The sequence below is a fragment of the Collinsella aerofaciens genome (assembly GCF_027679495.1).
Classification (GTDB): Bacteria; Actinomycetota; Coriobacteriia; order Coriobacteriales; family Coriobacteriaceae; genus Collinsella; species Collinsella aerofaciens_AK.
The window spans coordinates 1-24368 of sequence record NZ_JAQEKC010000024.1; the positions used below are offsets into that span (position 1 = coordinate 1).

Here is a 24368-nt window from a genome sequence, read left to right on the forward strand (position 1 = left end):
CGTTTTTCGTTAAACGGACGCTAGGGCGTCACCCTTACACCAACATTTTCGACGCGATCTTTTGGCCCAAGAGCAGGGAGGTTCCCATGGCATATTACTGGCCCCAGTACGGCATCGCCATCGAGGTCGACGACGACCCTTATCTCTTACCCTTCGATGAAGAGGCATTCCCCGATACGGCGGTCTACCACGTCACCACCGATGTGATCTGCGACCCCGAGTCGTTCTCGGCGCTCGCCCACCACATCGCGCATATCCACGACATCGAGCTCCCTCCCGACTTCGACGAGCTTGTCTACTCACGCCGCCTGATGCTTCACATGCTCTTTGGAGCGAACCCGTCCACCTTTGCGCGCATCTATACCGCCAAGGATGCCGCATGAGCGCGAAGAAGCCACCCCACTTTGCAGGCCTGGGTCGTCGCAAGAAGCTCATCGTTGCCTGCTTGGCCATCGTCTGTGCCCTTGTCGCCGTAGGACTATACGCTTGGCAGTCGCAGCCCGTACCCGAGGCGGGCGCTTCGGTTACGACGGCCGAGGGCAAAACGCGTCAGGAAATCCAAGATGAGCTCGACGCCATCGTCCGCGACAACATGATGACGATTTCGGTCGCACCGGTCGCTCAGCTGCAGGAGGACGGCAAGCTGCGCGTCAACGTGCAAAACGTCCAAGACAATAAATTTCCCCAGCGATTCCGCGTCATCCAAAACGACGAGACCATGTACGAATCCGGTGTGGTCGAGACCGGCAAGACAATCGAAACGTGCCCCGCCGGCGACATCAAAGAAGGCGAGGCGTACATCGAGATTCAGGCGCTCGATGCCAAGACCCTCGACAGCCACGGCAATCCGACACGTGTCAAGGTGCGGGTTGAGCAAGCCGAGAACTAGCTTTTCCGGCCGACGCGGCACCGCACGCAATTCACCAGCATTCGTCCAATCATCGCGGGGACGGCCCGCGGCGAATAGAAAGGAACGACCATGGACATCACCAGGAACATGAACGGAGCCAGAGCGCTCGCCGTGGGCGCAGGGCTCGCGCTCGCGCTCGCAATGGGCGCCGCCCCGACGCCAGCTATGGCAGCCGGGCGCGTTGGAACCACGAAGGTAATGGTCAGGACCGAGATCGACAACGTTGAGTTCAAAGTTCCGACGGTTATTCCCTTCGTCGCCAAGGCCGACGGCACGCTTCAGGGCCCCTCAGAAGACGCGACCACCATCGACAATCATTCGGCCTACGGCATCCATGTCACCAACATGAAGATCGACGCCATGAACACCTGGACCATTGCCGCCGACGCCAAGGCCGGAACCGCGCAGAACTCCATCGACTTTAAGGTCGGCCCCGACGGCGCGCTCCAGAACGCCAGCGCCGCAATGCAGGGAACGGGCCTCGATCTTTCCAAGAATGCAGCCTTCGACATGGGCTACCAGGGCATTGCCGGTGGCACGGACATAATTAAGCTCAAGACAAGCGGAAACGTCGCCCGCGTCACGCGCGACATCTTCCGCGTAACCGGCGAAGGCGATCAGGTTGCAACGATCACCTGGACGGTCGACCCCGGTGCGCACACGGCATAAGGCCGTCGCCCTGGCCGCCGCCGTCAGCATCCTAGCGTTTGGGCCAGCCATGGCCTTTGCCCAGCAAGAACAGGCGCAGGCCGCCACGCAAGTGACGGTCGACCTCTCGGAGCTCGACCGCAGCGACCGCGAGGAACCGTTGGCGCAGACAGGCGACAAACGATGGCTCTTGGCAGCAGGCGCCGCAGCAGCAGGCGCGGGAACCGCCGGCCTCGGTCTGCACATCAAACACAGCCAGAAACAAAACATGAACAGGCCGCACTAAATTAGCTAAGGAGACCCCATGGCATCGAAGAACCTTTTGCCCGTCGTCGCACTCTGCGGCGCGCTCGCAACCGGAACGCCTGTCGCCGCTTGGGCGACTCCTGTCATGGCAGACTCCTTACCAGCGGCCCTAAGCTCCGCACCAAATCCGTCGAGCGCCATTGCGTGCAAGCGTTTTTCGATCGCACAGGCCGCAATCTCAACCTCGGGATGCCTTCGTCGTAATACGGACGGCTCGATAGTCGTGGATATCAATCGTTCGAACAAGGCAAACGGCTCCCAGGCGGGGTGCGCCGTCTGCACGTGGCGCTCGGTTGTGCTCGATGCAGATGGCGATCCATGCAATTTAGAGCTGCGCATCGACATCGCTTCGGTCGATGACTCGGCGAACGGAGCGAAGGTCGCCTTCGACGGTACGTTTTTTGAGAAAGGAGGCGGTATATGTCTGGGCTGCGCCGCCGCGAATGCAGACGACACGCAGCCCACCCTCTCATTCACGGCATCGTTGCGGCTGACCAAAGCCGGTACCGATGCCATCGCGGCGGGAGAAGCGTCCCTGCTGTTCTACGCCGTCAGTACCAAAGACACAGACGCTCATTTCGAGAAGCCAGCCGGATCACTCAGCCTTACACGAGGGATAGAGGCAGGCCCTATTGAAATCGATGCCCGCGCGCAAAGCAGGCAACGCATTCTTGCCGACCCGGCGCTTCTCGAAATGGAGTGGAACGGATCCGGAGCCATCGGAATTCTCCCCTCCGCGTTTGACGCCAAGACGCTCCCCCCAAACGACGAACCCATCAACGCAACCATACAAGAAGAGAGCGCGGACAAAGAAGCAGGTGCGGGCGACACGCCGTCGCCGACAAACAGCGTCCCAGCTTCTTTCGAAGCGCCGAATGAGCCCGCTGCCGATCCAAACGATCCCGAGTTCGCGGACAGTCTGGGGCTTGCTGATCCTCAAGAGATCGATGAAGGTAACTGCTGCGTGCTTGCCGCGCTCGACCACACGGAGGTCATCGACGCTGCGAACATCGAAGTTGCCGCCGCCAATCAGCCCGTCCGCAAGTCGGCTATCATCGCATTTCCTGAATCCATCGAAGTCGTCTTTTTGCCATCGGGCGAGGTCGTGGCCCCAACACTGCTCACCTTGTTGGGCGCCAAGAATACTCGAAACGAAATTAAAAAGGTCACGGTTGTCGACCCTGCAACCACCGCCAAGCTGCGTCTATACGCCGTTGCTCCAGACGGAGGCAAGACCTTGGAATTCGATGGTGACACACTCCTAGCCTGGCGACGTCTGGACATTATGCAAGACGTCTCGTATCAGATCGAACTCGAAGGGTTTGATCGTGCCCGCGATGCCAATATCATCGCCGCGGCTATTGAATCCCCGCAGCGGCTTATGACACTGCGCTTTGAATACTATCCCTATGTCCCGACAACCACCTGAGGCTTAAATGCTGCACATCATTCCTAACACCACTTATATAACGTATTAGATGAGTCGCGATGTGCCTCGCATTTCGTTCTGCTACGATTGCCACGTTGGCATCAATACAGGAGGGCTCATGCCGGGCTTGGGAACAATCATCAACGTTGTGCTTTTAGTTGCGGGCGGTCTTTTGGGATTAGCGGGCGGCCGCTTCATCACACCGCGCATCCAAGACACGCTCATGAAAGCATCGGGGCTGTGCGTCCTGTTTATCGGCCTTGGCGGCACCATGCAAAAGATGCTCCTTATCGATGGGAAGGCGCTAGCGACCACCGGCACCACCATGCTCATCGTCTCATTTGCGCTCGGTTCGCTCATCGGCGAGGCCGTCAACTTGGAAGCCGCCATCGAGAACCTTGGCGAATGGCTCAAGCGCAAGACCGGCAGTGAGGGCGATAACGAGTTCACCAACGCTTTTGTCTCGACTTCACTCACCGTGTGTATCGGCGCCATGGCAATTGTGGGATCGATCCAGGACGGCCTGCTCGGCGACTGGTCAACGCTTGCCCTCAAGGGCGCACTGGACTGCATCATCGTCTGCACCATGACGGCGTCGCTCGGACGCGGCTGCATCTTCTCGGCCCTGCCCGTAGCCGTGTTCCAGGGGACGATCACGTTGTTTGCCGGCGCGCTCTCCCCCATCATGACCACAGCAGCCCTCAACAGCCTTTCGCTCGTAGGCTCCATGCTCATCTTCTGCGTCGGCGTCAACCTCATCCGTCCTCAGACCTTCCGCACGGCCAATATGCTCCCCTCCGTCGTCATCGCCGTCATCTACGCCCTCCTGTTCTAAATCTATCAACGCAGCGGTATCTCGAACACCTGTTTGATGCTGTGCTATGATATGAGGTCACCGTAGCTGCGTTCGAGAGGAGGAGCGGTGGCCGACCAGGACATCAAGATGCTCATCGAGCGCATTATGGCCGAGGCCCGGACCCATCAGTCTGCCCGCTTCTCACATGAAGTCTACGCAGACGAGCCGATTCTCAAAACCGGCCGACAGATGCAGAATTTCCTCCCCGACCAGTACCGTAAAATGCGCGAGATATCGCGCTGGCAGGATGACCCCAAGGGCGGTGCGGGCCGCTGGCTTTCGGAAGCCGAGCTTTTTTACCGCCAGGGCCTGCTGATGGCCGACTTTGAGGACGACTGTCCCTACAACGGCACCTTTAAGTCGTACTTTCCCACCTACAACGCCATGAGCGACCGGCAGCTGCGCGGCTACTTTACCTGGCGTGCCCAAGTGCGCCGCGGAACCGTCGAGGAAACGTCTACGTCCTTTGCCTTTCTGTATCTCTATGAGCTGATTTGCGGCATTGGCGTAGATGACCCGCTCGACGGTTTTAACAAGATCAAGGCCTTTTGGGATGTCTATCGCGCCTTCGAGCCCGGCATTGATCGGTTTGCACGCGTGTGGTTGCAGGATTACGCCGTATTCCATGGGCTCAACCCCAAGCTGCTTCGTGACTCTAAAACCGTCATGTTCGATAACGCCCTTATCGAGCTGCGGCGCGCAGCACGAGACCTTGTACCGGCACCGGCACCGTCCGACCAGACCCCCAAACGTCGCAAAACCTCCGAGCCCACGCTCCCCCTTCCGCCCGATGAGGTGCGCGAGGAGCGACTCATGGCCGCCATCAACGCCCTCTCCACGTACAACCTAAGTAACTCGCGGCTCGACCGCAGCCACCACCGCGATCTGCGCCACGCGGCATGCGCCGTGTATGTCCGCATGGCGCGCTACTATGACACGCACCGAAAGACCGGCATCGTGGCGAGTTTATTTGGGGAGGAGACGGCCATGCCCTACACCATGTTTGCCTCGGCCGTATTCTTTGCGCCCGAGCGCCACGAGGACTGCGAATATCGCCTGGATCCTATCCATATCTACCGTTGCCAAAACGACTTTTGGGAATGCATGCGCATCCACGGTAGTAGGCAAAAGAGCAGCAAGCTCGGTGAAATGATGCGCGCCTGCGACCAACGCCTGCGCCTGGCGCTGGACCCCGCCCATCCCCTTAAGGAAGAAAAGGTCCCCAAATATCTGGCCAAAATTATCGATGACGAGATTGTGGCATGGCTTTCGTGGGACGCCGCACACCAGCCCGTCAAGATCGATATCGACCTGACTCAGCTGGGGCACATTCGGAGCGCCGCTGCGCAAACGCGCGAAGCACTTTTAATCGACGAAGAGCGCGAGGACGGCGCACCTGTGGAAGCCGAGGCAGCGGACTCAGGGCAACCGGAAGCCGAGCCCGTAGCCGACGCGATTGTCGAGGCGGTCGCGGCACCCATTCGGCAGGACGAGACCGACGAGCCAACCATATCCACCGAACAGTTTGGTGTCGTGGCACCGCTTCTCGCGCCGACGCCCGCGTTCGCAGCTGTTGCGCCCGCTGACGCCACGAACGAACTCACGCCTGCCGCAGACGCCTATCTCCGCGCGCTGCTCGAGCACAACGCAGTACAGGCGGAATCGGCGGTAGTGCAATCGGGGCAGAGCGAGGACATGCTCGTCGACAGCATCAACGAGGCGCTCTTTGACCTGGTGGGCGACACCGTAATTGAATTTAGCGCGGCAGGGCCGCAGATTATCGAGGACTACGAAGCAGACGTGAGAGGATACCTAGACCATGAGTGATACCGCATCCGCAGCGCCCCGTGTACCCAAACGCGTCGCCGCCGTTATCCTTAACTCGCTCAAGGGCGGCGTGGTCCCGCGCATCGGCCTTCCCTATATCACCGTGGGTCGCGAGGTCGAGATTCGCGCCCTGCTCACCGATTTGAGTCTCATCGCCGATGGCGGCGCGAGCTTCCGCTTCTTAGTCGGTCGCTACGGCGCCGGCAAGAGCTTCTTGCTTCAGACCATCCGAACGCATGCCATGGGCGAGGGATTCGTCGTCGCTGATGCCGACCTTTCCCCTGAGCGCCGCCTGCAGGGCGGTCAGGGACAGGGCCTTGCCACCTACCGCGAGCTCATCCGCAACATATCGACCAAGACGCGCCCTGAGGGCGGTGCGCTCAACCTTATTCTGGATCGCTGGGTCGCCTCGTGCGCCGACGTCGACGAGTCGGTCGTCAATGCCCAACTGGCCCCGCTCGAGGAGATGGTCCACGGCTTCGACTTCACCCGCATGCTCCGCCGCTATCGCACGGCCGTATCCGAGGGCGACGAAGAAGCCATGAGCCGCGTGACCAAATGGATCCGCGGCGAATACCGCACCAAGAGCGAGGCCCGCGCCGAACTGGGGTCCTCAACCATCATCAGCGATGACGACTGGTACGACTACGTCAAACTCATCGCGCGTTTTTTGGTTTGCAGCGGCTACAAGGGCATGCTGGTGCTCATCGACGAACTCGTGAATCTGTATAAGATTCCCAACGCCATCACGCGCCAGTACAACTACGAGAAGATCCTGACCATGTACAACGACACACTTCAGGGCAAGGCGCAGTACCTGGGCATGATTATGGGCGGCACGCCAACCTCCATCGAAGACCGCCGCCGCGGCGTGTTCTCCTACGAGGCTCTGCGCAGCCGACTCGCTCAGGGTCGCTTTGCGCGCGAGGACCTTAAGGACATGCTCGCGCCCATCATCCGTCTGCAGCCACTCACCTACGAGGAGCTGCTGGTGCTGATCGAAAAACTCATGCAAATTCACGCCGGCTACTTTGGCTGGACGCCCACGCTTACCGAGAACGACTTGGTGGACTTCCTCAAGATCGAGTTCGGTCGCGTGGGAGCCGACACGCATCTGACGCCGCGTGAAGTCATTCGTGACTTTATCGAGCTGCTCGACATCCTATGCCAAAACCCCGACGCCAACGTGGCCGAGCTGCTGCAAAGCGTCGGCGGCGACGCGCTGGCGACGGCAGCCGCAACAGGTGACACCGATACCGCAGGCGGCGACCGTAACTTCGCCGAATTCACCATCTAATCTGCCAAAAAGGGACAGGTTTATTTTGGCAGGTTTTATCTGGGAAAACGTTGAGGCAGTAATGCAGCAAGCCACTGCCCACCGCGTTGAGAGATTCGCTTTTGAAAGGAGGCCCCGTGAACGCCTTTGACCGCTACGCCCCATTTATCCAAGACTTCATCTACTCCCACGATTGGGAGAGCTTGCGCTCTATCCAGGTTGCGGCGGCAGATGCCATCTTTAACACGCAGGACAATGTGCTCCTGACGGCATCCACGGCTTCCGGCAAAACCGAGGCGGCCTTCTTTCCCATCCTGACCGAGTTTTGGGAGAACCCGCCCGCAAGCGTTGGGGCCCTCTATATTGGCCCCCTCAAAGCACTCATCAATGATCAGTTCGTCCGTCTCAATGACCTGTGCGAAGAAGCCGCCATCCCCGTCTGGCACTGGCATGGCGACGTTTCGCAGTCGCACAAGGCAAAGCTCATCAAAAAGCCGAGCGGTATCTTGCAGATTACGCCCGAGTCGCTCGAGGCGCTCCTGATCCATAAGCACATGGCAATCCCTCGTATGTTCTGCGACCTGCGCTATGTGGTTATTGACGAAGTCCACTCGCTCATGCGCGGCGACCGTGGCGGGCAGACGCTCTGCCTTATCGAGCGACTCTCGCGCATGGCCGGCGTGCAGCCTCGACGCATTGGCCTTTCCGCTACCATCGGCGACCCCGAGCGCACGGGCGCTTTTCTCTCACAGGGAACGGGGCGCGACTGCGTTATCCCCCGCTTTGAAGAACCGCGTCGCGTGTGGCGCATCTCCATGGAGCACTTCTACAACTCGGGCCCCCAGGCACAGCAGCGGGTATTCGAGAGCATGGGTCCTCAAGAGGCCGAAGTGCTTGCATGCGAGCGCATTGAGGCAGCGGCACCCGTGGCACTGCCCGCCGGCGCCCAATACATGCGTCACAGCGGACAGCTCATACAAGAGGAGCGCCGTCAACGTCGCGAACGGGCACGGGGCAAAGCCGCTCCCAAAGACCGTCGCACTTCCTCGGCCCCCGAGGGCGAAGTCGACATCCCACGAGCGACCGAGCAGGCGCTTCTCAACCCCACCGACACGGCGCCCGACAACGCCGACCCCGGTATGGGCTATATCTTTGAGCATACGCGCGGCCGCAAGTGCCTGGTCTTTGCCAACTCGCGCGAGGAGGCAGAGGCCGTGTGCTCCATGCTGCGTAGCTACTGCGAGAACCGGCACGAGCCCGACCGTTTCCTCATTCATCACGGCAATCTTTCGGCATCGTTGCGCGAGACGGCCGAGGAACTCATGCGCGATGAGGAGCAGGCACAGACAACCGTCACCACCTCTACGCTGGAGCTCGGTATCGATATCGGCCGTCTGGAGCGTACGTTCCAGATCGATGCGCCGTTTACCGTCAGCTCCTTTTTGCAGCGAATGGGCCGCACGGGACGCCGCGATCTTCCGCCCGAGATGTGGTTTGTTATGCGCGAGGAAGAGCCCGAGCCGCGCACGATGATGCCCGAGACCATCCCGTGGAAGCTCCTGCAGGGCATCGCGCTCGTACAACTCTATCGCGAGGAAAAGTGGGTCGAGCCGCCCGAGCTCGATCGACTCCCCTACAGCCTGCTCTACCACCAGACCATGTCGACGCTCGCCAGCACCGGCGAGCTCACGCCGGCCGAGCTTGCTCAGCGTGTACTCACGCTCAGCTATTTCCACCGCGTCTCGGCCGATGACTATCGCGTACTGCTGCGCCACCTCATCAAGATCGACCACATCCAGGTCACCGAGGGCGGTGGGCTCATCGTGGGTCTCGCGGGAGAGCGCATCATCAACAACTTTAAGTTCTACGCCGTGTTCCAGGAAAACGAGGAGTTCACCGTTCGCAGCGAGTCGGCCGAATTGGGCACGATCGTCAACCCGCCACCGCCCGGTGAGCGCATCGCCATCGCCGGACACTGCTGGATTGTCGAGGAAGTGGACTGGAAGCGCCACACCGTCTTTGCCACGCAGGTCAAGGGCCGTGTGCCGGCCTACTTTGGCGACTGCCCCGGTGACATCAATACACACGTACTCGAACGCATGCGCAAGGCGCTCAACGAGCATGCGACATATCCGTACCTCATGGCTAACGCACGGGCTCGCTTGGCGCAGGCTCGTCATACCGCCGAGATTTCGGGCGCGGGAACTAAGCCGCTCATCAACCTGGGTGGCGACACCTGGGTGCTCTTCCCCTGGTTGGGCAGCTACGCCTTCCTAGCACTCGAGCGCATGCTTAAAATCAAATGTGCCGCTGAGTTGGGCCTTCGCGGGCTCGATCCGTCGCGTCCATACTTTATGCAGTTCAAGATGAAGGCCGACGAGGAGACATTCTTTGAGGTGCTCGCCGCCGAGGCCGAGAAGGACTTCGATCCCATCGAGCTCGTCTATCCCGGCGAGGTGCCTTATTTTGATCGCTACGACGAGTACGTTCCCGAGGAGCTCGTGCGCAAAGGCTTTGCCGAAGGCGTGCTCGAAATCGAGGGTATGAAGCAGCGCGTTCTCGGCTGGCGCGACCACGCCTAAGACCAATCTTTTTGGGACGGGGAGACTTACTTGTCGTGAAGGACGGTGCCGAGAAAGTCGGTGTCGAAGGGCACAGCTTCGGCAAAGGCGTAGTTGCCGTCGCTGGCGATGAGCAGGTAGTTTTCCTCTCCGCCGAACTTCGCATCGCCACATGGGACCACCCAGGCGTGGGCGAACACCTCGAGTGCCGTGGCAGCGCAATCGCGCAGGAACGTCACATCGCTCCCCTCGCTTGCGCTCACGATATTGGCAACGTAGACGCCACCGAAATTTAGGCTGCCCCGCACCAAACGCAACGCTTCAACCGTCGCCAGCTCGCGTACGGGCTCGGCACCGCCAAAGCAATCGCTCACGACCACGTCGTAGCGACGATGGCCCACACTTGTCACACCCAGATACGAGCGAGCCTCAGCAGTAATCACCCGCAAGCGGTCGCCCACCGTGCGCTCCAGCTCGTCCAGATAGAACCAACGGCGCGCCAGGCGCGTAATCTCTCCGTCATACTCGATGACGTCCATGCGCAAGCCCTCGTGCGACATCAGGGCGAATTTAGGATAGGCAAACCCGCCGCCGCCCAGCATAAGCATACGGTCGATGCCGTGACCATAAGCGTCGCGCATCGCATCCTCGGACTCAAACACGTCGTCAAACGCACGATAGTACGCAAAGACGGGCTCGGCCCAACGCTCACCGACATAGCTCGCGCTTTGGTAGACGCCGCCTTGCACCAACACGCGAATCTCATCGCCGCCCTCATCGTGCACGCGTTTCACACGCGCCAACCCATTGCGGGTTCGCGCAACCTGCAGACAGGCAGCGCGAACAGCGACGGCGGCCGCACCAAGCGCCGCGGCTCCCAGAGCAACGCCGGCAACGACGCCGGCAGAAACACTTGGCTTGTTCATCTAGAGCTCCTTTTGCAGATAGAGTCCATGGTCGTAAAAACCCAAATGGCGATAGTACTCGCGTGTGCCAATCGCGCTGATCACGTTGATGCGCGCATAGCCCGCGTCCCGAGCAATATGGCACGCACGCTCCACGAGCAAACGCCCCAACCCGTGATGCTGCGCCGCCTGGCCCTGGTCACCCACGCGTGCCGCCATGCCATACACGTGCACCTCGCGAATCATCGCCTCGTCCGGCGTCGTCGGCAACTCGTCCGCATGCGCGGCAACAAATGAATGGTCGGGCAGCGACAGGCGCAAAAAGCCCGCGATCTTGCCCTGCGGCGTCACCCACTGCAAAAAGCGCTCGTAAGTCACCGGCGTCTCGTACGCCACTTCCTCATCAAGAGATAGCTCATCCAAGTCGGCACCCGCCGTACTGATCTCGCGATAGCGAATCTCGCGCACCGTCGCACCGTCACCCCGAGCAGCCAGGCGGTTCTCAACGAGCTGACGCAGGTTGGGCTTCTTGTTGCCCACCATGATGTCATCGGAACTAAAATCGCGGATCATGCGACTGATACGGCAGAACGCCGGCGTCACCACGATGTCGTCGGCCAGCACGTCGAGCAGTTCTTCCTCGGTATAGGGGCGCCACTCGCCGCGCTCGTAGCAGCCCACCAGACGCGAGCCCTCGATGAGCGCACACGGGTAGACCTTGACCTCGTCGGGCATAAAGGCCCCCTCAGTCATAAAGTGCTCGTAGTCGCGCTTGTCCCCCTCGGGTGTGGCGCCCAGCAAGTTGAGCATAAAATGCGCGTGGATCTTAAAGCCAAACAGACGCGCAAGCGAAAACGCCCGCTCGATCTGCGCCACCGAAATGCGACGCTCGTTGATATCGAGCAGGTGCTGGTCAAGGCTTTGGATGCCCATCTGAATCTTGGTGCAGCCCAGGCGACGAATGAGCGTGAGCGCCTGTGGCGTCACGGCATCGGGGCGCGTCTCGATAACGAGCCCCACCACGCGATGCTTCGCCGTCTCGTTGATGCGCTGCTGACGTTCAAGCTCCTCCATCGTGGTCGTCTGCCACTCGGCGACCTCGCCCCACGGCGTACCGGGACCGTACAGACGACGCACCGCGCGGTTATAGCCACCCACGGCAGCATCCACACGCCCCTGCTCGTCGGCAACACCGCTCGCAAGCTCGGCCTCGTCGGTCGCAATACCGGCAGCCCGATAGCGCTCACGGCGTTCTGTTACCACCGGCGGCAAGGCATCGGCAGGAGCGTCATCGAGTAGACGCCCTGCCTCGGCACGGCTGATGCCCGGACGCGCCAACATGGGGTTGGCAGCCACGCCGGCGACGGCATCGTCATTGAGCGCACGGAAAAGCTCTGACATAAACCATGTCTGATAGCCTTCCGGATAGTCGCTCCAGGTACCGCCGAGCACAATGAGCTCTATCTTGTCGGTCGCATGTCCCATCTGCGAAAGCGCAGTCAGACGAGCGCTCACCTGCAGATACGGGTCGAAGCAGTTTTGCTCCGCACGGGCGCACGCCGGCTCGGCGTGCAGATAGCTTTTGGGCATGCGCAGATCGTTGGGGCAAAACAGGCAATCGCCCGAGCATGGCCAGGGCTTGGTAATGACGGTAATGGTCGCCACGCCCGAGGCCGTTCGGCGCGGCTTCATACGCAGGACCTGCAGCAGTTGACGCTCCAGATCGGAATCGACATTCCACGCAGCCCACCGAACCGGCTCCTCACGTTTAACCCGCTGGTAGAACGGCAGCAGACGGCGCTTGGCCAAATCGCGTTTGTCGGCACCCTCACGGCGCGCCTCGGCATGTATCAGTTTGACGAGCGCTTTGTCGTCCACGGTCTCGCCGCGACGCAGAGCCTCGAGTATGTTCAAGATAATCTGTTCCATGTCCCCATTGTAAAGGCAAAGGCGCCGAAGCCCGTCACGGCTCCGGCGCCTCCATCAAAGAGCATGCCTATATGTACCGATCTCCGAAAACCGCATGTCACTCCGGATCAAACGACATGTCGCCCGAACCGACCTCAAAACGATACGTAGCAGACTTATCGCCGTTATCGAATTCAAGATTCAAAATGGTCTCGCCGTCGTAGCCAAGCGGAAGGAAATCGCTCTCAAAGTCGCCGCTGCCCAAGGTGAGGCTCGCCTTAAAGCCCGTCGAGTTCGGAACCGTCATCTCCACATCGCCCGAGCCCACACTCACGTCCATCGACTTCGCGGGGGCCTGGTAGAGCTCGAACGTCACATCGCCCGAACCGACCTCGGCATTCAGGGTATCGGTCACGGTGCCCGTAAACTCAACGTCTCCAGAGTCCAAAGTCAGGTTGAGGTCATGACACGCAATGCCCGCGACCGTCAGGTCACCCGATCCTACATTCGCTGTAATGCCCACCATGTTATCGGCAACTTCGCGCGGCAGTTCGACGGTAACCGTGCGGTCAATGGCGCGCTCGTCATCGCAATCGAACTGGCGAATCTTGAGCGTAGAGCCCTTGATTTCGGCCAGGTTCTGGGTTGCCGCATCGAAGGCAACGGTCCCCGTTGCCACGCGACCGCTTTCAATTACGCGCACTGGCCCGCTGGAGACGTGTTTGACCTCGACCGTGCCCGACGTCACGTCCAAGTCAAGCGATGTGAACGCGTCGGCATCAAAGGTTTCGCTCGAAAGCTGCTGAGGCTGAGCGGAATAGTTACCGTCATCCAAAAGATCGTCCTCGTCAACCGCATCGTCCATACCAGAGAAGCCGGATACAACATCGTCGAGATCCCACGGGCCATCAAAATGAATCAAAGTCCGCGAAGTGCCAAAGACAAGCCCGATGATGAGCACAAACGCTCCGATGCCAACGCCCAAGCGTACCTTGGATTCATGCGAAAGCTTCATCATTCATCACCCTCTTTGGCAATCGGGTCAGCGGTAGTCACGGTAGCCACGTCAGTATCAACCGGAGCGGAAACATCCTGAGCCCTAGCGACCACCGGCGCCGAACCAACCTGAATATCTCCGCGCGCCCAATCGCCATCGAGTGCACGCGCCACCCAGTGATAGATGGGAATCGTAAAGAAGATCAGCGCAGCAAAGGGGCCGGCACCAAACAGGAACATCAGCAAAAAGAACAGCAGCCAACACACGGCCCAATACGGGAACGACTGGAACGGGCCCTTCACCGGAGTCGAGCCAACTGCGCCGCCACTCGTCGCCTGCGCCGTAGCGGCATTAGCGGCCTGTGCACTCCAGCTTGCCGCTTGCGCCGCCTTGGCGGCGGCGTCACTCGCCTGTGTTGCCGCCTCGGTAGCTCGTGCCGCCGCCTCATGGGTGCGTGCGCGCTCTGCCGCCTCGGCCTCGCGCTGACGAGCGCGGTCCTCATTCTCAAACTCGATATCGTCCTCAATCTCATCGCTCGGATTGAGCAGCTCGTCCAGGCTCACGCCATAGAGCCTGGCGAGCGAGATCAGGTTCTCGGTATCGGGCGAGCTCTCCGCACGCTCCCATTTACTGACCGCCTGGCGCGACAGCCCTAGCTTTCGCGCCAGCCCTTCTTGGCTAAAACCCTTGCTGCGACGAAGGTCGGCGAGCCGCTGCGCAGTTTCTACATTCATGGTTCCTCCTATGTGATGCCAGCCGTGCCGCCGGACCGTTTTTGTTCTTAAGGCGCCTTGCACAGTTAAAAATCTATCCGCCACCGCCAAAAGCATGCCACCTATTCTAGTGAGATTTTTGACAACCGGCGGTTGCGGGCACATATGAGCTGCGGAAATGTGTCCAAACAAAGCAATGACCCACGGCTCGGTTGTCCCCGTTGCGGCGTTAACGGTAGTATGGTCGTACTGTTTATTCCGCACCGCCAACGGAGGGAGTTCCGCGCCGTGAACCGCGATTTCGCCTCATCGCTCATCCAGCTCAACAATACGTTCTATCGCGAGCACTCCGCTTCCTTTTCCGATACGCGCCAGGCCCCGTGGCCCGGCTGGGTGCGCACCATGGACATCGCGCTCGGGCAGCTCAACGCCGCCACGATCGAGCATCCCGTCCGCGTCTTCGATCTTGCCTGCGGCAATATGCGATTCGAGAACTTTGCCGCCGGCGGCGCACTTGCCGCCAAGGGCGTCGACGGCGCAAACCCCTCGGCAGATGCCAGCTGCCCGTTTGAGTTCTATGGTGTCGACTCGTGCCAAGACCTGGCTATCGATGCACATGGCCACGCGCTTCGCATTCCCAACCTGCACTTCCAGGAACTCGACGTGCTCGACGCCCTCATGAAGCTCAACCCCGCCGAGACGCCCGACGTGCTTTTCGACGCCCCGCTCGCCGACATCTCGGTCTGCTTTGGCTTTATGCACCACGTGCCGTCGTGCGAGTACCGCGTACGCGTACTCGACGCCTTGGTGCGGCAGACGCGCCCGGGCGGCATCATCGCCATCAGCTTTTGGGAGTTTATGAACGACGAGCGCATGGCGCGCAAGGCCGTTCGAGCCGAAGCCCGCGCCGAGCTCACCCCGCCGTTTGAGGGTTACGATTCCGCGCAGTTTGAAGCCGGCGACCACCTCATCGGCTGGCAAAACGACCGCCACGCCTACCGCTATTGCCATCACTTTGACGATCAGCAGATCACCGACCTGGTGCGCGGCGTCCGTACGTTCTACAAGAGCGGCGAGGTCCCCGTGCGCGAGCTTGAGCGCTTCCATGCCGACGGTCGTAGCGGCGAGCTCAACCGCTATGTGATTCTCAAGCGCCTGTAGGCACCGACGACTCGCCGCCGAGCCGCACCACATCTTTCGGGCAATCTATGCCCGCCCTTTTCAACCCATTGACGGAACGCGCGGCCATGCGTTTCGCATTTATGACCAAGGAGCCTCATGGGAGCCGTCCACGTTCGCACGCCTAAGAACTTTGTGCTCGAGGAGCGCCTGGAGCGCTACGCCGATGCGATCGAGACGAACCCCGAGGCTTATGCCGGAGATTGGCGCGAGGCTTGCGCGCCAGCTGGCAGCAAGCCCTTCGAACACCTTCACCTGGATCTTGGCTGTGGCAAGGGAACCTATCTGGTCGAGCGCGCCCACCGCGAGCCCGACACCCTCTTTATCGGCATGGACCAGGAGCCCATCTGCATCGCCTATGCCGCGCAGAAAATCTGCGAACAGGGGCTATCCAACGCACTCGTCCTGCCCCGAGGCGCCGCATCGCTGCCACAGCTGTTTGCCGCAGGCGAGCTCGATGCCATCACAATTAACTTTCCCACGCCGCAGCCCAAGGCCAAGTACGCTAAAAAACGACTCGTCCATGTCGACCATCTGATGCTCTACCGCCCGCTCTTTTCAGCCGGCGCTACCGTCACGCTGCGCACCGATAGCAAGCCGTTGCGCGATTACGCCCTGGGACAGTTTGCCGCGGCCGGCTACGATACGCTTTGGGTAAGCGACGACGTCCGCCGCGACCATCCCGAGCACCCCGAGACCGAATATGAATGCCGCACGCGCGAGATGGGTGCCGCCGTCTATGGCATTTGCGCCACACCCGGCGCGCAGCCCAGCGATGAACAGCTCGCGGCGGGCCGCGCGCAGGAGCAAAGCCTTGCCTGCTACCTGCCCGAAAACCTCGATGCGCTCACCTATGTACCTCTGGGCATGGAAGAGGCCGTCGAGAACTTTAGAAACCGCGCCCGCAAAAGCAAGAAGCGCCTGCCGCAGGAGTCCTAGGGGCTTCTGATGGTCGCGGCGTCGGCAAACAAGTGAAAATAGGCGTCAGCGAACGACCCTCAAACCTAAGTGAGTAGACTTTTTTGCAATAGCCAAGCACAACCCGCATAACGAAAACTAAAACCGCAGGTAGAGCTCTTGCGCAAAAGCCATGTGCTCGCGATATTGCAAAAAGTCTACTCACTTAGCTGGCAACTGCACCAAACGGCTGGGCAGAACGCCCATTTCCTGCATTTTCTCGCGCGCTGGCACCCCGCGCCGCTGCTACGCCATAATAGTTGGCGGACAAACGGCGAGAGAAAGCAACCACATGGCACAGACCACGACAGATACTTCCGCCAGCACCGTTTCTGGCGCCGGCGCCGCCAGCTCGTTCTCGGGCGGCACGGGAACCGAAGCCGAATTCGGCTCGCTCGGCGCGCTCTCCCCCACCTGGTGGGAGCCCGAGGATGGTAGCGAGCCCGAACCATGGCTCACGCCCGATCAGGCCTTCGAACGCTTCTTTGAATGGACAAGCGACCGCGGCATTGAGCTGTGGGATCACCAAGAAGAGGCCCTCATGGACCTGGCTGCCGGCGATCACGTCATTTTAGGCACACCGACCGGATCGGGTAAATCGCTCGTCGCGCTGGGCATGCTCTTTATGGGCATGGCACAGGGCAAGCGTTGCTATTACACGGCCCCTATCAAGGCCTTGGTCAGCGAAAAGTTCTTCGATCTGGTGCAGGTACTCGGCCGCGATAACGTCGGCATGATCACCGGCGATACGCATATCAATACCAAGGCGCCCGTCATCTGCTGCACGGCCGAAATCCTTGCCAACGATGCACTGCGCGAGGGCGAGGGCGCCGACGTGGGCTGCGTGGCCATGGACGAGTTCCACTACTTTGCCGACCCCGACCGCGGCTGGGCCTGGCAGGTGCCGCTGCTCACCCTGCCCCACACGCAGTTTATGCTCATGAGCGCCACGCTCGGCGATGTCACCGCCATCGCCGCCTCACTCGAGGAACACACCGGCGCTGCTTGCGACTTGGTTGTCGACGCCCCACGCCCCGTGCCGCTGAGCTACGACTACGTGACGACCTCGCTCGAGGGCACGGTCGAGCTCGCCATGCGCCGCGGCGAGGCCCCGCTCTATATCGTGCACTTTAGCCAAGATGCCGCCCTTGCGACGGCACAGTCACTCGCCAATTTTGGCATCGCCAGCAAGGAGCAGCGCGAGGCCATTAAGGAAGCCGCCAAAGGCACGAGCTTCTCGACGGCCTTTGGCAAGATCCTCAAGCGCTTGCTTGGCTGCGGCGTCGGCGTGCACCACGCCGGTATGCTGCCGCGCTATCGTCTGCTGGTCGAGCGCTTGGCGCAGCAGGGCCTGCTGCCTGTCATCTGCGGCACCGATACGCTCGGCGTCGGCATCAACGTACCCATCCACACCGTGGTCCTCACCGCGCTCACCAAGTTCGATGGCTACAAGATGCGTCGTCTGCGCGCCCGCGAGTTCCATCAGATTGCCGGTCGCGCCGGCCGTTCGGGCTTCGATACCGAGGGCATGGTCATCGCCGAGGCCCCGGAGCACGAGATCGAGAACGCCAAGCTCATGGCCAAGGCGGGTGACGACCCCAAGAAGCTCCGCAAGATTAAAAAGAAGAAGGCCCCCGAGGGCTTTGTCACCTGGAACAAGCAGACCTTTGAGCGTCTGATTGAGACGCAGCCCGAGACGCTCAAGCCGCGCCTGCGCATCACGCACTCCATGGTGATTAGCGTGGTCGAGCAGGGCGGCGACGCCCGTGCCCGCGTACACGACCTCATCGAGACGAGCCTGCAGACCCCCGAGGAAAAGGCCAAGCTCGAGGTTCGCGCCGATGAAATCTTCGCCACACTCATCGATTCCGGCGTCGTCGTTCGCACCGAGGTGCCGCCCGCACCCGACGCCCCGACTGACGCCGCACCAGACATTGACTATGCACTGACGGTCGATCTGCCCGAGGACTTTGCGCTCGATCAGCCGCTCTCGCCGTTCTTGCTTGCCGCGTTGGAGCTGCTCGATCCCGAGAGCGAGACCTATACCATGGATCTGATCTCGATGGTCGAGGCAACGCTCGAGGACCCCAAGCAGGTGCTGCGCGCACAGGAGCGCGCTGCGCGCGACCGCGCGATGGCCGAAATGAAGGCTGACGGCGTCGAGTATGAGGAGCGCTTGGAGCGCATTCAAGACGTCACGTACGAAAAGCCGCTCGAGGATTTGCTCGACGCCGCCTTTGACAAGTACTGCCAGGAAGTGCCCTGGGCAAACGACTATCAGCTCTCTCCCAAGAGCGTCCTGCGCGACATGTTGGAGAGCGCGAGCGACTTTAAGGGCTATATCCAAAAGCTCGGCATCGCCCGCTCCGAGGGCATTCTGCTGCGCTACCTAGCCGAGGCCTACCGTTCACTCGACCGCACCGTGCCCATCGAGAAGCGCGACGAGCGCCTGCGCGACATTATCTCGTGGCTGGGCTTTGTGGTGCGCTCGGTGGACTCGAGCCTGGTGGACGAGTGGGAGAACGCCGGCAACCCGGCAGCCCTCGACGCCGCGCCGCCGCAGGGCATCGACGAGGTCGTGGCGGACCGCCGCGGCTGCACGCTGTTGGTGCGCAACGCGCTCTTCCGCCGCGTGACCCTTGCCGCTCGCGAGCACGTTCGCGACCTGGGCGAGCTCGACGACGACTGGGGCATGAGCGAGATCCGCTGGCAAAAAGCACTCGACGCTTACCACGAGCAGCACGAGGAAATCCTCACCGACGGAGATGCCCGCAGCGCCGCGATGTTTTCCATTGACGAGTCCGACGAGAAGACCGCGCACGTATGGCACGTGCACCAGATCTTTGCCGACGAGGATGGCGACCACGACTTTGGCATCATGGGCGATGTCGATCTGGACGCCACGCAAGACGGCGGCGAGGTCATCTTCAAAAACTACCGCGTCGGCTTTATCGAGGACCTGCTCGAGGACTAGCCGAACATACTGGAACGAAACGAAGCGGGGTCGCTGGCAACATCGCCAGCGGCCCCGCTTTTTGCGCGATACGCTATCCCCTACTCGGTATCCTCGACCTCATACGAATCCGCCTCGGCTGGCTCATCGTTTGTCTCTGTCGCAGCCCCGCGCGCCTCGTCAAACGCGGCCTTCATGGTCTTGTTGCCCCACGTGAGCTTGCGAATGGTAAGATCGTCGGCCTTCTTGTTGGCTAGGCGCAGATTGTTCTCGGAGGACAGCAACGCCTCCTTGGTTTTCTGCAGATGGCTAATCGTCTTGTCGATCCCATCAATCGCCGTTTGGAACTTGCGGCTCGCGATCTCGTAGTTGCGACCGAAATCATTCTTGAACTTTTCCATCTTGGCTTCGAAGTTCGTGACGTCGATATTCTGCTGTTTGTACTCCGCCAGTTCCTGCTTATAGCGCAGCGAACCCATGGCGGCGTTGCGAAGAAGCGTGATCATGGGAATAAAGAACTGTGGGCGAATCACGTACATCTTCTCGTAGCGATAGCTCACGTCCACGATGCCGGCGTTGTAAAGCTCGCTCTCGGGTTCGAGCAACGTGCAGAGCACCGCGTACTCGCAGCCCTTTTGGCGGCGATCGTGGTCGAGTTTCTTAAAGAAGTCCTCGTTCTTGTGCTTGGTCGCGGTCTCATCGTTCTCGTTTTTCATCTCGAACATAATCGAAATGACCTCGTTACCGCTTGCGTCGCACTCGCGGAAGATAAAGTCGCCCTTGGTGCCCTCGGACGCATCGTTATCCTTCTCGAAGTACGCGTTGGGAAACGCCGTCATGCGCAGGCGATTGAACTCGGTCTCGCAGTGCTGCTCGAGCGACTCGCCCACCATCTTGGTGGACAGGCGTACCTTCATGTCCTTAAGACGCTCAATCTCTTCGTCCTTGTAGCGAATCAGGTCATCGCTCGCGCGCTTGGCCTGCGCGAGCTCGAGCTCATGCGCCGCCTTGACCTGTTCCTCGCGAGAATCGCGCACCGCCAGCTCGCTCGTCAGCTTGGCACGTGCCTCATCGCGCTCTCGTTCCGCCGCGGCGACCGCCTTCGACAGCTCCATTTTTGCAGAAAGTTCTTGCTCACGAAGCTGTGCACGAAGGCCCTCGGCCTCGCGCTCGGACTGAGTCTTAGCATTCGAGAACTTCTCACGCACTTCTGTCTGGTAATCGGAAAGCTTACGATTCGCTTCGTTTTGCGCAGCCTCGAGCTTACGCTGCGCCTCGGCCGCAGCAGTTGCGAGTGCCATTTCTTGAGCCTTATCTGCGGCGGCAAGCTTTGCCTGCAACTCCGCAATCTGAGCATCGCGCGCGGCGAGGTCATTTTGAGTCGCATTGCGTACCGCGGCTTCGGCAAGCTTTGCTTCGTCATCTTTGCGCCCAAGCTGCGCACGCAGGCTATCGATCTCGCGCTGCAGCTCGGCATTCTCCTTTTGAGCATCGGCACGGGCCTCAACCGCCGCGCGCTGGCTTGCACTCTCGCGCTCTGCGGCAGCGCCCTCAAGCTTGGCACGCAGCTCGGCAAGCTCGGCATCGCGCTTGGCGACTTCTTGTGCCAGCTGCTGAGCTGCAGCGTTCTTCTGCTCGACAAGCTGAGCGTTGCGCTGAGACTCTGCCTTTTGCAAGGCAGCCGTCGAACGCGAGCGCTCAAGCTCCAGCGCCTGCTCGCCCTCGCGCTGGACTGCCTTCACACGCTCGTCCAGGTCGCGCGAAAACTCGGCATCGCGTACTTGCTTGACGATATCCGCATAGCCGGACGCATCGACCTTAAAAACTTCGCCGCAATGCGGGCACTTAATCTCGTTCATAGCAGCTCCTCGATGGACGCAAATTTCGACCGCCTACACTCTACCGCGCCGCACGGACAAAAAAGGCGCCGCTGCCATAATGGCAACGGCGCCAGAGCCACCACAAAGGTGCCTGTCCCCTTTGTGGTGGCTCTGGCGCCCTATAACCCAAAGAAGCTAAGAATCTGATCACGGCTTACGGGCTTGTACTCGTTGGCATCGAGACCGACATCGTAGCGAAAGATAGGGCGCTCGCGATCGCGGTTGCGCACGTTGGTGCGGTCTCCCCTGCTGTGGATATGCCCGTGCAGCATGACGGCGCCACGCGCCTTGCCGTTCCAGCTGAGCATGGGGTAGTGGCTCATAACCAGACGATGGCCCTTGGCATAGCCGGGAGCAATCTCCAGGTAATCGCGCACGTCTTCCCAAATCCGCGGTACGTCGGAATCTTCCCAGTCGCCGTCATGGTTACCGCGGATGAGCGTCACGTTCTGGCATTCGATACGCTCGCGCAGGCGCACCGCCTCCGCCAGGGGCAAACGATAGGTAAAGTCACCCAGAATATAGAGGCGGTCGTCCGCAGCCACGCACTCATTGATGGCATCGATGACCTTGCGGTTCATCTCCTCGACCGAGCCAAACGGCCGGTCCATGTCGTGCAAGATATTCGTATCGCCCAGGTGCAAGTCGGCGGTAAACCACATCATCGTCTGTGTCCTCATTTCGCAACGTGTTCAACTCGTGCTAAGTATACAGACGCAGCGATGCGGCGGTTATCCAAAGAGCCCGCCGAACAGTCCGCGGCGGCGTTTGTCTTGCTTTTTCGAAGCGTCACTCTGAGTTTTCTTGTCCTGCCGTTTCTTACGATCCTGCTCCAACTCATCGTCGTCGAGTAGCAGATCCCACTCAAACGGATCGTCTGTCAGATCGAACTGGTCGTCGTCATCAAACATGGCCGCCTCCATTGCCGACTAGCGGGCATCCACCACATAGAGGCCAACGCGCACCTGGTGCCACGGGCTGCGCTCGGGGGCAACCTGTTGCACGCGGGCCTCAAATACGTCCTCGTGGCCGTAATACATCATCAAGGACAGCGGGCCGACCTCGTTTCCCGGAACGTAGCCAAGTTTGGTCTTGCCATAGTAGATCGCAACTGCCTCGGGGTCATGGGGATTATCGCGCTCGGCACACAGCGTCAGCTTATCGCCCGCTTTAAGATCGCCCAGGACCAAGGCGCCATCGGCATACTGAAATCCTGCAATGTGAAATGACAGAAGAACACGTGAAGGCTCGTACATAGCAGCTCCTCTAACGGCCGGATAAACCGGTGTGTAACCTTATTGAGAAGTCTACGGTCCCGCGCGGACACAAATACATCCTGTCTGCGTCCTTCAATCGTTTGCCTCAACGCTTGCGCGACAGAACGCTTGCAGATAAGATAGGAACACGGATGGCACCCGTTGCCGCGGGTCTTGCCAACTCCGATACACGTTTTCATCGTGAGAAGTGGCCGTCTTCGCTTACGCGGGGGCGGCTATTTCATTCGGCCGATAAACAGACCGAGTTCGATAGCCGCAATCAACAACGCCAATAACGAAATAACATCGCTTACGTTCATACCAAATCCCTTCTAAAGGGAGTTGGCCCATCCGTGCTCCATAACAGTAGTCTAACGCAAAATGCAGGTAATAGGAACACTTGTTCGTATTACCTGCGCCCTTTTCTAATGCACAAACATGCGCACGAACTTGTGCTTCCAGCTTGCGTAGGGCGCATACCGAAACGGCACGTCCAGCCAAGTTGCCTTGTTCACGATGCTCTTCTTGTGGCTAAACGTATCGAAGCTCTCGCGTCCATGGTACTGCCCCATACCGCTCGCGCCCATGCCGCCAAAGCCCATATGGCTCGTAGCCAAGTGCATGATCGTGTCGTTGACACAGCCGCCGCCAAAGGGCACGTAGCGCACAAAGCGTTGCTGAACCGAACGGTCCTGGCTAAAGATATACAGGGCCAGCGGCGTCGGACGATCCGTAATAAACGTCTCGGCCTCGTCTAGGCTCTCAAACGTCAGCACCGGCAAGATGGGACCGAAGATCTCCTCCTGCATCACGGCGTCATCGGGGGTCACGCCGTCTAGGATCGTCGGCTCAATCTTGAGCGACGACTCGCGCGCCGTGCCTCCCAGCACGACCTTATCGGGATCGATCAGCCCGCGCACGCGCGCAAAATGCTTGGCGTTGACGATATGCCCGTAGTCCTCGTTATCGAGCGGATGCTCGCCAAACATACGGCGGGCCTCTTCCCTGATGAGGTCCAGCAGCTCGTCGTGCACGCGCGCATCGACCAGCAGGTAGTCGGGCGCCACGCAGGTCTGCCCCACGTTGAGCCATTTACCAAAGGCGATACGCCGCGCCGCAACCTTCAAGTTTGCCGTCGCATCCACGATGCAGGGGCTCTTGCCGCCCAGCTCAAGCGTCACGGGCGTGAGGTTTTTACTCGCGCGCTCCATGACGAGCTTGCCGACCGGAACGCTACCGGTAAAGAAGATCTTGTCCCAGCACTCATCGAGCAACGCTTCGTTCTCGGCGCGCCCGCCCTCGACAACCGTCACCAGGCGCGGATCAAATGCCTCTTCACAGATTTGCTTGAGCACCGCGCTCGATGCCGGAGCATAGGCACTCGGCTTGATGACCACGGTATTGCCCGCGGCAAGGGCGCCGGCGAGCGGCTCGAGTGTTAGCAAAAACGGGTAGTTCCACGGAGCCATGATGAGCGTGACGCCATAGGGCACGGCTTGCGTTTTGCACGCGCTCACGGCGTTGGCAAGGTCACACGGACGCAGGCGCGGACGACTCCATCGAGCCACGTGAGCGATCTGATGACGAATCTCGGAAAGCGACGTGCCGATCTCGCACATATATGCCTCGTCATGCGACTTTCCCAAATCGGTCTTGAGTGCATGGGCAATATCGGCCTCGTGCGCCCGTACCGCATCGCGTAAACTCACGAGCGCGCGACGTCGGGCATCAACATCAAACGTAGCGTGCGTTTTAAAGTAAGTGCGCTGATCGCCGACGATGCGCGCAATTTCCTCGGTGTTCATGG

The 24368-nt window shown here is 60.3% G+C and carries 21 protein-coding genes; 12 read left to right on the forward strand and 9 right to left on the reverse strand.

Annotation, left to right across the window (positions count from 1 at the left end; genetic code table 11):
• Positions 1 to 86 precede the first annotated feature (86 nt).
• From PGW49_RS08405 to PGW49_RS08445, 9 genes are all read left to right on the forward strand, one after another.
• The gene (locus tag PGW49_RS08405) at positions 87 to 383 is read left to right on the forward strand and encodes a hypothetical protein (RefSeq protein WP_138111946.1); all 297 of its coding nucleotides are present in this window, start codon (positions 87 to 89) and stop codon (positions 381 to 383) included.
• On the forward strand, positions 380 to 889 hold the full coding sequence (locus PGW49_RS08410) for a hypothetical protein (RefSeq protein WP_117746254.1): 510 nt from the start codon (positions 380 to 382) through the stop codon (positions 887 to 889). Before PGW49_RS08405 ends, PGW49_RS08410 begins: the two co-directional genes overlap by 4 nt.
• Positions 890 to 979: 90 nt before the next feature.
• Entirely contained in the window at positions 980 to 1579 is a 600-nt protein-coding gene (locus PGW49_RS08415) for a hypothetical protein (protein WP_270226230.1), read from the forward strand.
• 49 nt (positions 1580 to 1628) lie between these two features.
• Positions 1629 to 1844 carry a hypothetical protein gene (locus PGW49_RS08420; protein ID WP_138111941.1) on the forward strand — a complete coding sequence of 72 codons (216 nt, stop codon included), beginning with the start codon at positions 1629 to 1631 and terminating at the stop codon, positions 1842 to 1844.
• A gap of 18 nt (positions 1845 to 1862) precedes the next feature.
• Positions 1863 to 3293, forward strand: coding sequence for a hypothetical protein (locus PGW49_RS08425; protein WP_138111938.1), 1431 nt, complete (start codon positions 1863 to 1865; stop codon positions 3291 to 3293).
• A 118-nt stretch (positions 3294 to 3411) separates the two neighbouring features.
• The gene (locus tag PGW49_RS08430; protein ID WP_006234467.1) at positions 3412 to 4128 is read left to right on the forward strand and encodes a DUF554 domain-containing protein; all 717 of its coding nucleotides are present in this window, start codon (positions 3412 to 3414) and stop codon (positions 4126 to 4128) included.
• 87 nt (positions 4129 to 4215) lie between these two features.
• A complete protein-coding gene (locus PGW49_RS08435) occupies positions 4216 to 5976 on the forward strand; it encodes a TerB N-terminal domain-containing protein (RefSeq protein WP_270226231.1) in 1761 nt (586 codons plus the stop codon).
• On the forward strand, positions 5969 to 7273 hold the full coding sequence (locus PGW49_RS08440; RefSeq protein ID WP_006234469.1) for an ATP-binding protein: 1305 nt from the start codon (positions 5969 to 5971) through the stop codon (positions 7271 to 7273). The genes PGW49_RS08435 and PGW49_RS08440 overlap by 8 nt, the downstream gene beginning before the upstream one ends.
• 116 nt (positions 7274 to 7389) lie before the next feature.
• A complete protein-coding gene (locus PGW49_RS08445) occupies positions 7390 to 9834 on the forward strand; it encodes a DEAD/DEAH box helicase (protein WP_270226232.1) in 2445 nt (814 codons plus the stop codon).
• A gap of 26 nt (positions 9835 to 9860) precedes the next feature.
• On the opposite strand, the gene PGW49_RS08450 is transcribed toward PGW49_RS08445, so the two are convergent.
• The 4 genes from PGW49_RS08450 to PGW49_RS08465 form a co-directional block, all read right to left on the reverse strand.
• Entirely contained in the window at positions 9861 to 10739 is an 879-nt protein-coding gene (locus tag PGW49_RS08450; protein WP_270226233.1) for a spermidine synthase, read from the reverse strand.
• A complete protein-coding gene (locus PGW49_RS08455) occupies positions 10740 to 12647 on the reverse strand; it encodes an elongator complex protein 3 (protein ID WP_270226234.1) in 1908 nt (635 codons plus the stop codon). It lies immediately after the preceding gene.
• 97 nt (positions 12648 to 12744) lie between these two features.
• The gene (locus PGW49_RS08460) at positions 12745 to 13641 is read right to left on the reverse strand and encodes a DUF4097 family beta strand repeat-containing protein (protein WP_270226235.1); all 897 of its coding nucleotides are present in this window, start codon (positions 13639 to 13641) and stop codon (positions 12745 to 12747) included.
• Positions 13641 to 14357 (reverse strand): helix-turn-helix domain-containing protein, encoded by a 717-nt coding sequence (locus PGW49_RS08465; protein ID WP_138111919.1) that lies wholly within the window; start codon positions 14355 to 14357, stop codon positions 13641 to 13643. Before PGW49_RS08465 ends, PGW49_RS08460 begins: the two co-directional genes overlap by 1 nt.
• A 267-nt stretch (positions 14358 to 14624) precedes the next feature.
• Here PGW49_RS08465 and PGW49_RS08470 point away from each other — a divergent pair, with 267 nt between their 5' ends.
• From PGW49_RS08470 to PGW49_RS08480, 3 genes are all read left to right on the forward strand, one after another.
• The gene (locus PGW49_RS08470) at positions 14625 to 15497 is read left to right on the forward strand and encodes a methyltransferase domain-containing protein (RefSeq protein ID WP_195445159.1); all 873 of its coding nucleotides are present in this window, start codon (positions 14625 to 14627) and stop codon (positions 15495 to 15497) included.
• Positions 15498 to 15614: 117 nt separating this feature from the next.
• Positions 15615 to 16454 carry a tRNA (guanine(46)-N(7))-methyltransferase TrmB gene (trmB, locus tag PGW49_RS08475; protein WP_138111914.1) on the forward strand — a complete coding sequence of 280 codons (840 nt, stop codon included), beginning with the start codon at positions 15615 to 15617 and terminating at the stop codon, positions 16452 to 16454.
• Between the two features lie 310 nt (positions 16455 to 16764).
• Complete coding sequence (locus tag PGW49_RS08480; RefSeq protein WP_270226236.1) at positions 16765 to 19446, forward strand: DEAD/DEAH box helicase; 2682 nt, start codon at positions 16765 to 16767, stop codon at positions 19444 to 19446.
• Positions 19447 to 19526: 80 nt separating this feature from the next.
• On the opposite strand, the gene PGW49_RS08485 is transcribed toward PGW49_RS08480, so the two are convergent.
• The 5 genes from PGW49_RS08485 to PGW49_RS08505 form a co-directional block, all read right to left on the reverse strand.
• The gene (locus PGW49_RS08485) at positions 19527 to 21284 is read right to left on the reverse strand and encodes a DUF2130 domain-containing protein (RefSeq protein ID WP_270226237.1); all 1758 of its coding nucleotides are present in this window, start codon (positions 21282 to 21284) and stop codon (positions 19527 to 19529) included.
• Positions 21285 to 21424: 140 nt separating this feature from the next.
• Positions 21425 to 21970 (reverse strand): metallophosphoesterase, encoded by a 546-nt coding sequence (locus tag PGW49_RS08490; RefSeq protein WP_270226238.1) that lies wholly within the window; start codon positions 21968 to 21970, stop codon positions 21425 to 21427.
• 66 nt (positions 21971 to 22036) lie between these two features.
• Positions 22037 to 22216 carry a hypothetical protein gene (locus PGW49_RS08495; RefSeq protein WP_195544263.1) on the reverse strand — a complete coding sequence of 60 codons (180 nt, stop codon included), beginning with the start codon at positions 22214 to 22216 and terminating at the stop codon, positions 22037 to 22039.
• Positions 22217 to 22234: 18 nt separating this feature from the next.
• Entirely contained in the window at positions 22235 to 22561 is a 327-nt protein-coding gene (locus tag PGW49_RS08500) for an HIRAN domain-containing protein (protein WP_035137041.1), read from the reverse strand.
• Positions 22562 to 22986: 425 nt separating this feature from the next.
• Complete coding sequence (locus PGW49_RS08505) at positions 22987 to 24366, reverse strand: aldehyde dehydrogenase (RefSeq protein WP_138111901.1); 1380 nt, start codon at positions 24364 to 24366, stop codon at positions 22987 to 22989.
• Positions 24367 to 24368 lie beyond the last annotated feature (2 nt).

Coding starts and splice junctions, on each gene's coding strand:
- PGW49_RS08485 (WP_270226237.1), bottom strand. CDS start 21,284: ATGAACGAGATTAAGTGCCCGCATTGCGGCGAAGTTTTTAAGGTCGAT.
- PGW49_RS08430 (WP_006234467.1), top strand. CDS start 3,412: ATGCCGGGCTTGGGAACAATCATCAACGTTGTGCTTTTAGTTGCGGGC.
- PGW49_RS08455 (WP_270226234.1), bottom strand. CDS start 12,647: ATGGAACAGATTATCTTGAACATACTCGAGGCTCTGCGTCGCGGCGAG.
- PGW49_RS08410 (WP_117746254.1), top strand. CDS start 380: ATGAGCGCGAAGAAGCCACCCCACTTTGCAGGCCTGGGTCGTCGCAAG.
- PGW49_RS08415 (WP_270226230.1), top strand. CDS start 980: ATGGACATCACCAGGAACATGAACGGAGCCAGAGCGCTCGCCGTGGGC.
- PGW49_RS08505 (WP_138111901.1), bottom strand. CDS start 24,366: ATGAACACCGAGGAAATTGCGCGCATCGTCGGCGATCAGCGCACTTAC.
- PGW49_RS08465 (WP_138111919.1), bottom strand. CDS start 14,357: ATGAATGTAGAAACTGCGCAGCGGCTCGCCGACCTTCGTCGCAGCAAG.
- PGW49_RS08420 (WP_138111941.1), top strand. CDS start 1,629: ATGGCCTTTGCCCAGCAAGAACAGGCGCAGGCCGCCACGCAAGTGACG.
- PGW49_RS08500 (WP_035137041.1), bottom strand. CDS start 22,561: ATGTACGAGCCTTCACGTGTTCTTCTGTCATTTCACATTGCAGGATTT.
- PGW49_RS08480 (WP_270226236.1), top strand. CDS start 16,765: ATGGCACAGACCACGACAGATACTTCCGCCAGCACCGTTTCTGGCGCC.
- PGW49_RS08490 (WP_270226238.1), bottom strand. CDS start 21,970: ATGATGTGGTTTACCGCCGACTTGCACCTGGGCGATACGAATATCTTG.
- PGW49_RS08440 (WP_006234469.1), top strand. CDS start 5,969: ATGAGTGATACCGCATCCGCAGCGCCCCGTGTACCCAAACGCGTCGCC.
- trmB (WP_138111914.1), top strand. CDS start 15,615: ATGGGAGCCGTCCACGTTCGCACGCCTAAGAACTTTGTGCTCGAGGAG.
- PGW49_RS08460 (WP_270226235.1), bottom strand. CDS start 13,641: ATGAAGCTTTCGCATGAATCCAAGGTACGCTTGGGCGTTGGCATCGGA.
- PGW49_RS08450 (WP_270226233.1), bottom strand. CDS start 10,739: ATGAACAAGCCAAGTGTTTCTGCCGGCGTCGTTGCCGGCGTTGCTCTG.
- PGW49_RS08425 (WP_138111938.1), top strand. CDS start 1,863: ATGGCATCGAAGAACCTTTTGCCCGTCGTCGCACTCTGCGGCGCGCTC.
- PGW49_RS08405 (WP_138111946.1), top strand. CDS start 87: ATGGCATATTACTGGCCCCAGTACGGCATCGCCATCGAGGTCGACGAC.
- PGW49_RS08495 (WP_195544263.1), bottom strand. CDS start 22,216: ATGTTTGATGACGACGACCAGTTCGATCTGACAGACGATCCGTTTGAG.